The sequence below is a fragment of the Mucilaginibacter sp. P4_E8 genome, assembly GCF_056401495.1.
The window spans coordinates 1-12401 of record NZ_JBFUJG010000021.1 but is presented as its reverse complement, the minus strand read 5'-3'; the positions used below and the strand labels follow the sequence as shown (position 1 = coordinate 12401).

General features: G+C 42.3%; 8 protein-coding genes. 3 read left to right on the top strand and 5 right to left on the bottom strand.

Annotated features, from left to right (window positions below):
- Positions 1–35: 35 nt before the first annotated feature.
- Positions 36–1442 carry a glycoside hydrolase family 30 protein gene (locus AC1DRQ_RS11240; protein WP_477424406.1) on the bottom strand — a complete coding sequence of 469 codons (1407 nt, stop codon included), beginning with the start codon at positions 1440–1442 and terminating at the stop codon, positions 36–38.
- A gap of 317 nt (positions 1443–1759) precedes the next feature.
- On the opposite strand from AC1DRQ_RS11240, the gene AC1DRQ_RS11235 reads away from it, so the two are divergent.
- A complete protein-coding gene (locus AC1DRQ_RS11235) occupies positions 1760–2134 on the top strand; it encodes a response regulator (protein WP_477424404.1) in 375 nt (124 codons plus the stop codon).
- Between the two features lie 67 nt (positions 2135–2201).
- On the opposite strand, the gene AC1DRQ_RS11230 is transcribed toward AC1DRQ_RS11235, so the two are convergent.
- Both AC1DRQ_RS11230 and AC1DRQ_RS11225 read right to left on the bottom strand, forming a co-directional pair.
- Positions 2202–5177, bottom strand: a complete 2976-nt coding sequence (locus tag AC1DRQ_RS11230; RefSeq protein WP_477424402.1) for an outer membrane beta-barrel protein — start codon at positions 5175–5177, stop codon at positions 2202–2204.
- A 210-nt stretch (positions 5178–5387) separates the two neighbouring features.
- The gene (locus AC1DRQ_RS11225; protein ID WP_477424401.1) at positions 5388–6077 is read right to left on the bottom strand and encodes a hypothetical protein; all 690 of its coding nucleotides are present in this window, start codon (positions 6075–6077) and stop codon (positions 5388–5390) included.
- A gap of 211 nt (positions 6078–6288) precedes the next feature.
- Here AC1DRQ_RS11225 and AC1DRQ_RS11220 point away from each other — a divergent pair, with 211 nt between their 5' ends.
- Positions 6289–6561, top strand: coding sequence for a hypothetical protein (locus AC1DRQ_RS11220; RefSeq protein WP_477424399.1), 273 nt, complete (start codon positions 6289–6291; stop codon positions 6559–6561).
- Positions 6562–6704: 143 nt separating this feature from the next.
- Here the strand turns inward: AC1DRQ_RS11220 and AC1DRQ_RS11215 are convergent, their stop codons facing one another.
- Together AC1DRQ_RS11215 and AC1DRQ_RS11210 are read right to left on the bottom strand one after the other, a co-directional pair.
- Complete coding sequence (locus tag AC1DRQ_RS11215) at positions 6705–9347, bottom strand: zinc-dependent metalloprotease (RefSeq protein WP_477424397.1); 2643 nt, start codon at positions 9345–9347, stop codon at positions 6705–6707.
- A gap of 64 nt (positions 9348–9411) precedes the next feature.
- Entirely contained in the window at positions 9412–10659 is a 1248-nt protein-coding gene (locus AC1DRQ_RS11210) for an aspartyl protease family protein (protein ID WP_429399205.1), read from the bottom strand.
- Between the two features lie 60 nt (positions 10660–10719).
- Between AC1DRQ_RS11210 and AC1DRQ_RS11205 the strand changes: the two genes are divergently transcribed.
- Positions 10720–12045 (top strand): D-alanyl-D-alanine carboxypeptidase/D-alanyl-D-alanine-endopeptidase, encoded by a 1326-nt coding sequence (locus AC1DRQ_RS11205; protein ID WP_477424395.1) that lies wholly within the window; start codon positions 10720–10722, stop codon positions 12043–12045.
- Positions 12046–12401: the final 356 nt, after the last annotated feature.

Genomic DNA, 12401 nt, shown 5'->3' with positions numbered 1-12401 from the left:
GATATACTTAGGTTATTGATGAACAAATATTGTTTTTACCAGATATAAGTACCAACCGATCCCTTATCTAACGTAGCGGCTATCACTTTGCCCAGGTATTGGATATTAAAATCCTGTGATGCATCACTGGTGTTGGCCACAATTAAAACCTTTTTACCATCGGGCGTTTTAAAGGCCACGTTAGGCAAATTATCTGAGTTGTTAGAGGCAATACGGACCGAACCCGGACGAACAAACTTAGATGCATGTGCTATGGAATAGTAAGCGATATTTCTTTTTACGGCGTCTTTATCAATAGTCACAGCGCCCTGGCATGATGGGCAGCCACCCCTGTCGGTATAGGGTTTATAATCCGGATCGGCAGCCAGGTTCCACTCCAGTACGTTGCGGCTCCAGTTGCGGGTAGCGCCAATGATAAGCCTTTTAACCGGCGATACAATATTGATGGTAGCGCTGTTTTCGCGCTCAACAACCATTTGCTCGGTAAAATAAAGGTTTTTATCAGGGTGGGCGTTGTGCACATCTGTTAAGGCCTCAATATCGCCGCCATATAAGTGAAAGCCAGAGCCATCAATATATTTACGGGCGGCCGGGTCATTTAAAATAGAGATAGGATAATCGGGCCTGTCGGCATTGTGATCGTAAATAATTATTTTGGTACGGATGCCCGCCGCTTTAAAAGCCGGACCGAGGTTGTTTTTAATAAACGCGCCCTCATCTGGCGCTACCAGTAATAAACTTGGGTTGTTGCCAGGATGCAAAGGCTCGTTCTGAATGGTAATGGCATCAATAGGTATGCCCTGAGCCTTCATACCCTGTATGTATTTTACCAGGTATTTGGCGTAAACGCTATAATATTCTGGTTTTAACCTGCCGCCGCGGGTATCGTTATTGGTTTTCATCCATGCTGGTGGCGACCAGGGTGATCCTAATATTTTTATGGCCGGATTTATGGCCAGGATCTGTTTCATTACCGGGATCACATCCTGCTTGTCGGGACCCAGATCAAAATGTTTCAGCGTGGGGTCGGTTTGGCCGGCGGGCATATCATCATATGAAAACACTTTCTCGTTCAGATCTGAGGCGCCAATACTCAACCGGATGTAACTAACACCGATATTATTATCACTGGTGGCAAACAGTTCCTTTAAAAGGGCGGCCCGGCTATTGGCGCTCATGCGGATGATGTGCATGGCGCTGCCTCCTGTTAAGGCAAAACCAAACCCGTCAATTGGTTGGTAGGTTTGCTTATCATTAATATTTATGGTAAAGTTGCTGCCGCTTGCAGGTTTAAAGATCAGGGCGTCTTTTTGCTTCTCAAACAAAACAGACCTGTCGGCTTTAGTTAGCCACAGACTGGCCTGCGCATTCTTTTGCGCGTTAACAGTGGTTACGGCGCCCAATAGCAGGGGCCACAGTAAAAATCGGATATTTTTGTTCATACGTTAAAATTTAGCAGCAGTGCATGAAGCAACCTGGTTTGATACGGTTATAATAGGATAGGTAAATTTATTATTGTTTTTAATAAAAAGGCACATAAAATATTGAGTAACTAATATATTACCAAAGTGTAATATATACACCATTAAAAATCCGCAATGTTCGTAAAAAAAGGTAGCGACAAGCAGCGTTGGCGTTATCAGAAAAATGATTTAATTCATTACTGATAAACAATTAGTTGATTCATTGCTTGTATTATCAGGACTTTAAAATATTTGATTTTGTTAAATTTTATTTATATTTTCACTCAGGGTATGAAATGAAAGAGCTGAATAAAAAGATCATTATATTTGATGACGACGAAGATATACTTTCTATTTGCAGTTATATTTTGGAAGAGCAGGGATGGGAAGTTCACACTTTTACCGATTGCAACAATATAATTGACAAAGTGTTGGGTGTTTTACCTGATGTGATTTTAATGGATAACTGGATTCCCGATGCCGGTGGTATTGTTGCTACACAAACCCTTAAAAAATCGGCAGAGTTAAAGCATATACCGGTTATTTATTTTTCGGCCAACAGTGATATCCAGGTACTGGCCAGCAATGCCGGCGCCCAAACCTACCTGGCCAAACCGTTTGATCTGGAAGAACTGGAGCGGGTTATTAACAACGTATTAGTAATACAATAAACCATTATAAATCTAAACGATCATAAATAGAAAGCCCCATCTTAACGGATGGGGCTTTCTATTTATATTATTGTGGTCCTCCGGGAGGGCCGCCTGGTACAGGGCCCGTACCGCCGCCATCGCGTCTTCCGCCACCATCTCTAAACCGGCGTCCGCCGCCCATATCACCATCCTGTACAGGAGCTTTCCCTGCAAATTTTTGCAGGCGCAGGGTAAAGGTTAGCAGGTAATAGCGCGCAAGCCGGTTAACACGTGTTTGTGTAAGGGAACTGGGCGTTGGAACAGATGTAAAACCGGTATTTTCGTTAAATAAGTCAAAGCCGGAAAGGCGGATAGTAGCCACTTTATTTTTCAGGAACCTGCGCTCCACATAAAGGTTCAGGATGTTTGGATTGGTTACCTTAATATTAGAGTTATAGCCATAGTTGGTAGCTTTTGAATAGTCGTAGCTAAATACCCAGTCGCCAAAGTAGTTTTTTCCGTTTACACCTATGTTCCATGTTCTTACGTTTGATAATGCATCATTAATTGTATCTTTTACAGAGTTGCTGGTTCTGTTGATCGCATAATTGGTTAAAATTTGAGCGTCAATTATATTAGGTAAATCAACCCTGAAACGTATTTCGGGAGTAAAAACGAGATTTTTAGCAAGGTTCTTTTGCATTGATGCGTTAATTTCCTGAGGGGTTGCAGCAAGCGGATCAGACGCTACCTTTGTTAAATAACCTACGTTATTATTGTAAGTGGCTGTACCGTTAAGTGTTACAGTGTATTTGCGCTCGGCCCATGGTTTAGAGAAAGTTAGGCGGCCCGATACGTTATAATAGCCATCGGCATTTAAATATTGCGTTAAAATATTGCTTGATGCACCTGGTGCGGTTGAGCTTGAAGTAATGGTATTGGTTACTACCTGGTTACTTACTTGCTGATAAGATAGATTGGCGAAAAATACATCGCCTGTGGCAAAACTGAAATTATTGTACCTAATGGAAACATTGTTTGTAAATGCCGGATTAAGGTTAGGGTTACCTATAACCGGATAAAATGCGGTTGAATAATCGGTTACGGGTTGCAACTGATTAAATGTTGGCGCCGCGTTTGATCCGTTATAATTAATACTGAATGCCTTGCTGCGCGAAAAGTTATAAATAAACCTGGCCGTAGGAATAATATTAAAGGTTGATCTGTGCGTTTCGATGCCGCTTAATGGAGAGTCGCCATCTAAAACAGAAGGCTGTACACCTATACCCAATGTATAGTTATATTTCTTTTCAACAAAGCGGTAATTTAAACCAACTTTGTTGGTAGTAAAAGTATAGTTGTATTGATTGCTTAATAAATCAGACCGGTCATAAGTATTGGCGTTGCTTAAGGTGTCTGTTTCTTTGTTGTTTGCAGTAACTGAATGGTTAAATGCATAATTAAGCTCAAGATATGAACGAGTGCCAAGTGGCTCAAGGTATGATAAATTTACACCATAACTATTGGTACGGCTGGAAGTATTTATCAACTGGTTTATTGGAGTACGCGGGATGCCAACGGTATAATTATAAACCGGGTTCTGGAACGACCAGGTTGGGGCCGAGCTCGCGTTGGCAAAGATGCTCAAATTACGGCGATGCTTGAACCGGTGATTATACAATGCCGAAATACCATAGTTAGGCGCCTGCGAATCGCCATTGGTAATAGAAGTATATGCATTTGATATAGCCTGCTTTTGGCTAAGTGAAGAACTGTCGGCCTCATTGGTATTGGTGCCACCGTATGAAAACGTAGGTGTAACCTTTAAATAATTTACCGTATCGGGCTTGTACTCCATATTCCAGGTAAAACGGTGATTGATGTTCTCATCTTTTTCAAGACTGTACTGGCGCTGCTCACTTGAGGGGTTTTGCTGAAATATATTATTAATGGTTGATGTGGTATTATCCGCGAAGCTGTAGCTACCGTATACCGAAAGGTTTTTACCCCACTGATCGCGAAAATTTACGCCGATAGAACGGGCAACAGTAATCCCGTTTTGAGCCGTTATAAGGCTTCCGGAGTTTGCGCTTCCGCGCCCGGCATTCCCACGGCCACCGCCGCCACCAAAACCACCACCACCGCTCCCAAAGCCGCCACCTCCACCGCCGCCTCCACCACCACCACGGGTGCCGGTGCTGCCAAAAGAAAAGGTGTTTACGTTGGTATTATTAAAACTTCCCTGAACAGCAATTTGCTGATCGCCATTAAAATTGAAAACATTTAACGACCCTATGTAACGGTTTTGATTTGGGATACCCTGGCTTTTGGGTAATGCGTCCTCACCATCACCGGCAGTAGCCTGGCCGGTATAGCCGTAGTTTTTATCTTTTCTGATCGTTATGTTCATGATCTTATCAGGTTCGCCGGTTTTAACACCTGTTAAATTTGCCTGATCGCCATAATCATCAATCATCTGGATGTTTTCAATAATATCCGCAGGCAGGTTTTTGGTTGCGCTTTGAACATCGCCCCCCATATAGTCCTTACCGTTTATGCGCACTTTAGTTACCTGTTTACCCTGGGTTGTGATATTACCGTTCACATCCACATCAACACCAGGAAGTTTTTTGAGCAAATCCTCGGCCGGGGCATTCTCACGCACCTTATAGGACCCCGCGTTATATACCACGGTATCCTCTTTAAGGGTAATGGGATTTGCAGCGCCAACAATAGTAACCTGGTTTAACATATTTGTTTGTGGCTGCAAAATAATATTACCCAGATCAACAGGTTTGCCATCATCAGTAAGCGCAAAATGTTTTTTAACAGCTGTAAAACCAATAGATGATACGGTGAGTGTAATTTTACTTCCTTTAACCCCGGCAAAGGTGAACTTTCCGTTGGCATCGGCAATGGATATGGTACTATCGCCACTGTTTGATACCAGTTTGATGCTGCTGCCCGGTAACGATAATTTGGTTGAGTCGGCAATAGTACCACTTACATCATGCGCGGTTTGCGCAAATGTGTTAAGTACGCTTAAAAGGATAAAACTTAAAATAAGGAAGAGGGGTTTCATAAAGTGTTTAATCAGCTTGCTATTTTATTAATTAGTCATAAGACATAATTTGAATGCAAATGTTCAATTTATAAAGTATTAATTGTTAAAAAACCATATGATTGTTACACTGGTTGCGCTAAACGCTTATCAATCACGTCATTGTTACAGTATAAAACAGAAAAAGCCGGTAATACCGGCTTTTTCTGTTTATGTATACATAATGGAATATCAATTTATGTGCAGGGCGCTTGCAACTTGGCTGTAGTTTTTAAGGTTGATGCCGGGGTGCGCGGCCTTCATGGTAGTAAGACTGCCGCCTGGAATAACTACAACTTTAAAATCAAGCCCGCCTTGTGAGAAATTAGCCTTAACATTTACGTAACCAACCCCAAAATCAGATAGTGTTATGGTGCGCCCGGCTTCGCTATAAGGTAATGCAAAATAACCGCTGGTGCTGCCTGTAGTTCTGAAATAAACTAAAATAACACCACTGTCAACAATTTCCTGTGTAATTGCGGGTATTGAAAAAGAGGTAAACCCGGTTAAAGTGACGCTTTTGTTAATTAATAAATAACTTTTAACGTCAACCGACCCGTCGGCCCCTGCCGGCCCTGTTGGGCCTTGCGGGCCCTGTGGACCAGTGGCGCCGGTTTCGCCCGGAGCTCCAGTGGCGCCGTTTGCCCCAGTGGCGCCGTTTGCTCCATTTGCCCCAGGCGCTCCGGTTGCGCCAGTGGCCCCGGTAGGTCCCGCTGGTCCTTGTGGTCCCGCAGGTCCTTGTGCGCCGGTATCCCCTTGCGGGCCTTGTGCCCCATCGGCACCAGTGGCGCCGTTTGCCCCGTTCGTCCCATCTTTTTTACATGCACTCACACTAAAAAGGCATACGAATAAAATAGGAAACAAGAGTTTTAGTTTTCTCATCAAATTAAGATTTTAAGGTTTGTATGGTAACACTTTTACGCATATGTAGCTAATTAGTTGCGGGGGTATTAACACAGAAGAAATTTGTTGTCGGGGTATAATTTTAACCCAGTATATCGTATGTGAAGAATGCACAAATGTTTGAAAAAAAATGACAACAAAAAGCTCGTAACTTTCGTTATACTTAAAATCTATAAAATCTAATTAACCTATGAAAAATATTGGCAGCACATTGCACTCAAAAGTGCATATTTGGATTGATGCAATTGGCTTTCGGCTAAATGCATCGCAAACTAATGGCAAAAATAATGTAACAACCAATCATTATTTTTTTGAGACTTTTAACTTTTTCGAAAAAGAAAAAAGAAATCATCCAGAAAGAACAAAATTTTTATGTTTTGATGCCTACGGCGAAAAAATTAATGTGAGGTCGTTGTTGGATCTTCAGGTTGCTTTTTTTGAAAACATCAGCCAGCTCAAGTAACATTATTTTGAATGATATAGTGTTATATTATTGCCAATGTTCAGCTACAGCTGATCAATGCTGCCTTCATGTACATATTCAAAAAAAAATCCTGCTTAAAAACTAAGCAGGATCGGGGTAATAGATTTTAAGATTATAGTAAATTACTTGTCAACAACTGTTCGCGGCCAACAATTCATATAGCCGCCACCATTATTTTCTCTAATAATTTCGTCGGTATTTATGCCACGCATAAGCGATTGTGGGAAATTCACTACCGGCCTGGTTGGATTTAATGCCTCTTTGATCCTTAAATGAAGATCTGCGAAATGCGCCGTTGTTAAAGCATCACCAGTCTTCGGCAATCCAACGTCTATTTTCTTTAATTCAGCACGCACCATTGGCCTTATGTCAGACAGGGCAATGTTTATGGGAGTTAAACCATATGATGCCAGCTGTGAGCTGGTTACGCCAGGTATAGTAGTGCTTAAATCGTTGTCCAGTAAACTCTTCAGGTTATCAATATATCCGCGTTGCAGGTTACGTTTAAAGGCATCTGGTTTGTTATTGCTAAAAACACCCAGGCGTATATCGGTAAACAATTCAGCAACCGTGTAGGCGCTATTGCCATTTTTAGCCTCGTTATCATACATGCGTGCCAGCCTTGACGGGTTAGTGGCATTGGCTAATACAGCTACCTGCAAGGCTTTAATGCGGTTAAGAATAACGCCATTATCAAATTTGCTTAGCTCGGGTTTGTTTATTAACCAAAGCGGGGTTTCAAATAATTGCTTGTTTAAAAACAGCACAGCATCATGCTGACGGGCTTTGCTAACAAAACCATATACCGCACCTTTTTGATCATAAGTTTTAAAGTTTTCGTTCATGCCACCAATATTGGTAGTAACGTGACCCATATAACGGTAAAACTGGCCTATTACTTCGTTGTATAACTCTGATACATCACTAAAATTCTCGGTTTTTTGGTAGGTCCATTTTTCGAGATTAGGCAAAATGCGTTTTAAATTGGCTATACCATAAGTACTTGCTTTCATGGCATTATCGCCCAGATCTTCATTTTGCAAACGAGGGTCAATAGATGTGCCTTGCCTGCCATAATAGTAAAGCGGGTTGCCGGCTTTTTTATTTGTCCAGTCGGCTAATATTTCTTTTTCCTGCTGAGGGGTTTTATTACCCGGGAACCAGCTGTATCCCCATTTTATTGACCACAGGTCATACTCGCCTATTTGCGGATAAAGGTGGGTAACCCCATCACCTGGCTGGGCAATGTAATTAAAACGGGCATAATCCATGATTGATGGCGCTGTACCATGCTTGTCTGTAAATGATTTTGACCGCAATGAATCAACCGCGTAAGCATAGCTCGAACCAAAATTATGGGGCAAGCCCAGGGTGTGGCCAATTTCATGCGACGATACAAAGCGTATAAGCTCGCCCATTTGTTCATCAGTAAACTGAGCTTTGCGGGCAGCCGGGTTTACCGCGGCGGTTTGTATCAGGTACCAGTCGCGCAGCAAGCTCATCACATTATGGTACCAGCCTACGTGGCTCTCCAATATCTCGCCGCTCCGCGGATCAGAAACATGGGGCCCATAAGCGTTTTCAACGTCTGACGCAAAATACCTGATCACGCTGTAGCGCGCATCTTCGGTACTAAATTCAGGGTCCTGTTTGGGTGTTGGGGCTTCCTTGCCTATAATGGCGTTTTTAAAACCAGCAGCTTCAAAAGCCTTGTTCCAATCATTTATACCCTGAATAAGGTATGGCACCCATTTTTTAGGGGTAGCGGGGTCAATGTAATAAACTATTTGTTTTTTAGGTTCAACCAGTTCGCCTTTGGCATAGGCAGCAGGGTCTTTAGGTTCCAGTTTCCAGCGGTGTATGTAGGCAGTTACCAGGGCCTTTTGTGCGCTGGTCCCATAATCGGTTTGGCGCTGGCCAAAAAAGCCAACCCTTTCATCGCTGATGCGGGCTTTCATGGGTGTTTTTGGCAGCAACAGCATGGATGTGTTGAGCTCAAAAGTTACCGCGCCGTTGGAGTTATCAGTAGGCGATTCGCCAGAGCGATAGGTTTTTAAGACGCGGGCTTCCAGGTTTATCGGGAAGCTTTTAATAGTATCAATATATGACCTTGTATTATCTATTCCTGAAATTTTATAAGCTTTTTTTACATTATCACTTAAACCAATAGCCGTTATATCACCATTGTAAAAGTCGGTAACATCAATCAATACACCGGTGCTATCTTTATTAAAAGCTTTAATATCAAACCCGGCCAGCACGGCATCAAGGTTTGAATTTTTAACCGACTGGTACATATCGGTTGTACTATCGGCCCTTATAGAATAGCTGGGTACACGTATAAAAATTTGCTTGTCATGGCGCTCCCATTTCCATACCTGGTTATTCAATTCTTCGCCACCATATTGCTGACCAAAGGTTTTTAAGCCGCCCGGAGTTTTAATATACCGGGTAACAACCAGCATTTCGCGGTTAATTAATGAATCGGGAATTTCATAATAATATTTACCGTCAACTTTGTACGTATTAAAAAGGCCGCTATCGGCTTTTATTTTGCCGGTTATAAGGTCACTGAATTTTTTAATACCTTCTTTTTTGGGCGCGCCAACTGTTGCGGTTGCCACTGTTCCTGATGGCCCCGCTGTGGTTTTAAGGGTTAGGGTTTGGTTTGCGGTTTGTTTTTTAGTGGCGCATGAACTGGCTAAAACAACAAACAAGCATGCAGCACCACACAAATGGCGGGCTGCCAAGGAGTATCTTTTCATTTATGATGATAATTTGAAACGTAAATTTAAGTAAAATGCAGGGTGTTTACAACGCAAATGCTCATCAGATACGCCGTTTTAAAGTAAGGATTACCTTATCAAGCTTTTTATCATGATAAACATCAAGCAAAAGGCTCCTGTCGTTTTTTGATTTAAACAGGTCATCAATTTCTTCGAGCGTCATTTTTGATACCGGTTTAAAATTGATGGTTACTATCTCATCGTCCCTTTCCAGGCCAATCTCATCGCCGGCCGAGCCGGGCTCGACACGGTTAATAATTATGCGATCAAAATTATCACCAGCCGCATAATATTCAAGCCCACTCATATCGTGCTCAAAGGGTTCACGATACTTTGAACCTGGTTTTAAATACATGGTATTGTGCGCATAATCTAATATTACAGAAAAGCGCTTTAATATGCCGATACCCAGGTTGCCATCCCGCCTAACGGATAGCTCACTTTGGTTATTGCCAGCGTCGGGAAAGGAGGCTATAACCTGCTTGATTTTAAATTTACCTATTTCAAGCGCCTCCAGGCGCCCTATATAACCATTAATTGGCCCGTTTAAACCAATGCCCAGGTTTGCCGAAGCAATAAATTTTTGAGGCAGGCCATAGCGCGGTATGATATTTTCGAGCGAGACCGGATGCCCTGCACCGAGGTCAATAATCAGCTTGCTTCTTATGTTTTCGCCAGTCTGTAAGGTTATCCAGGCCTCAACGTAAGGTTTCCTGTCTTCAATAGTAATGGGTATGTGCACACCTTTTCTAAATACTTTTAGGTCCTTTGGCCGCCAAACTGTTAAAGTGCTGTCCTGAACGTTAATTTTAACCGCCAGGTTGTTAAAAAACTCGTACCCAAGCAAGCCATGTATAGGCATTCCGGCATAGCCCGATAAACTAAAAAGATCTTTTTTGAGGATAGCCGCGGCCACATCATAACTTACCAGCCCAGGTATTTCAACATCCAAAGGCGATGTAACGTAGGCTTCGGCGTCCTCCCCCTCGCCAAGTCCAGGTATTTTTAAGGTACGCTTGTTAGGAATCGGGATAGAGTCGGCCAATTTAGGATCAGTTATGATCATAAGCCCAACCCCGGTATCTAATATAAAATTATAAGGCCCCTTATGATTAATGCTTAACTTTATTACCATGAGGCTGCGTACCAGGTGAAATGGTATGGTGATCTTTTTTTTATGATATTCAAGATCGAAGTACTGTGCCTGGGCCGATAAAAAGCAAAACGAAAGCGAACACGCCAGCCATAATGCCCGGAATAGCTTTAATTTATGAAATAACGTAAGTAACAAGTTGGTATATTAATCGGTGTATTAAATTTACAACAATAATTGGTTAAATAGAATAAATTTATGCTAAGAACAACTTTTGTATTTCTGTTAATGATATGTGGTTTATTATTGTTTAATGATACCCTTTATGGCCGGTCAATAAAAAAACGGAAGATAAAAAAGCTGTTTAAGCACTCGCAGATAGTAAATGATCATTTTACAGGTTTTGCTTTATATGACCTGGATGATAAAAAAATGATATATGAATTAAATGCCGATAAATATTTTATTCCGGCATCAAATACCAAGCTGTTTACTTTTTATACCTGTCTTAAAATGCTGGGCGATTCTATCCCGGCCCTTCGGTATGAACTGCGCAACGATTCGCTGGTTTTCTGGGGTACGGGCGATCCTTCATTTTTACATAGCGACCTTAAAGGCGTGAATGGCTTAAATTTTTTGCAACACAGTGATAAAAAGCTTTATTATTCGGCAACGGGTTATGACAATGATTTTTATGGGGCCGGATGGGCCTGGGATGATTATAATGACTATTACCAGGCCGAAATAACTGCCATGCCGATAGAAGATAATGTAGCCCTGCTATATGCCGACAGCGACGGCAACCTGCAGGTTAAACCATCATACCTTAAACGATTTTTAAACAGCGATGTCAGTTATCATCCATATAAATTTATGGTTAAGCGCGATTTTTCAGGTAATAACTTTGTTTATCCTGTAATGCCGGTTCCTCCAAACTTTAGGCAGGAAATTCCGTGGAAAACAAGTCCGGAATTAACATTGGCATTACTGCGTGATACCCTGAAGAAACCAGTGTGGCTCGTAAACCTGCCGTTAAGCAGCAACGCGAAAACCATTTATAATACCAATGCCGATTCGGTTTACAGACGAATGCTGCAGCCCAGCGATAATTTTATTGCAGAGCAACTGCTGCTGGCCTGTTCATCAGTAAAATTTAATACGCTCAACACCAGCTCGGTGATCAGCTATTCAAAAGAGCATTTTTTAAATGACCTGCCCGATGCCCCACAATGGGTTGATGGCTCGGGGCTTTCGCGGCAAAACCTGTTTACACCGCGCAGTATCATCGCGTTGTTAGGTAAAATTGAGGACGAGGTAAAGGACGAGCAGCTTTTACATAGTATGATGCCGGCGGGCGGCGCAACCGGCACTATCCGTAATGCCTATAAAACGGATAACGGTCAGGTATTTATCTGGGCAAAAACAGGATCGTTATCAAACAATTATAACCAGAGCGGCTACCTGGTTACCCGGAAAGGTAAACGGCTGGCATTCTCGTTCATGAACAATAATTTTACCCGGCCCGTTAAAGAGATCAGAGATGAAATGGTAAGGATCATGACTTATATTCATGAGGAGTTTTAAGAGCCCGCTCTAAATCTCCCCCGCAGGGTGAGACTTCGCCAATGTTGGTGTTGTCACCAACATTATATTCCTTCGTTTGGTAAGATGTTGTTGGTGTTGTCACTATAGGTGTTCGGAAGAAATAAAAAGAAAGCTTGGGCCTAGTGCGATTCCTTCCTTGGGGAAGGTGGAGGTAGGGGTTTATTGAACATTACAGGTTTAATCGCACGTATAAACCCCTCCCTGCCATTTCACAATCCACGGCACCCCTCCCAAGGGAGGGTTTTAAGTAACTCGAATATTAAAATGACAATCAAAAGTCTCCCCTTCCGGGGGAGATTATTCACTTTATTACATTTTTCGCCGTTGTTGGTGTT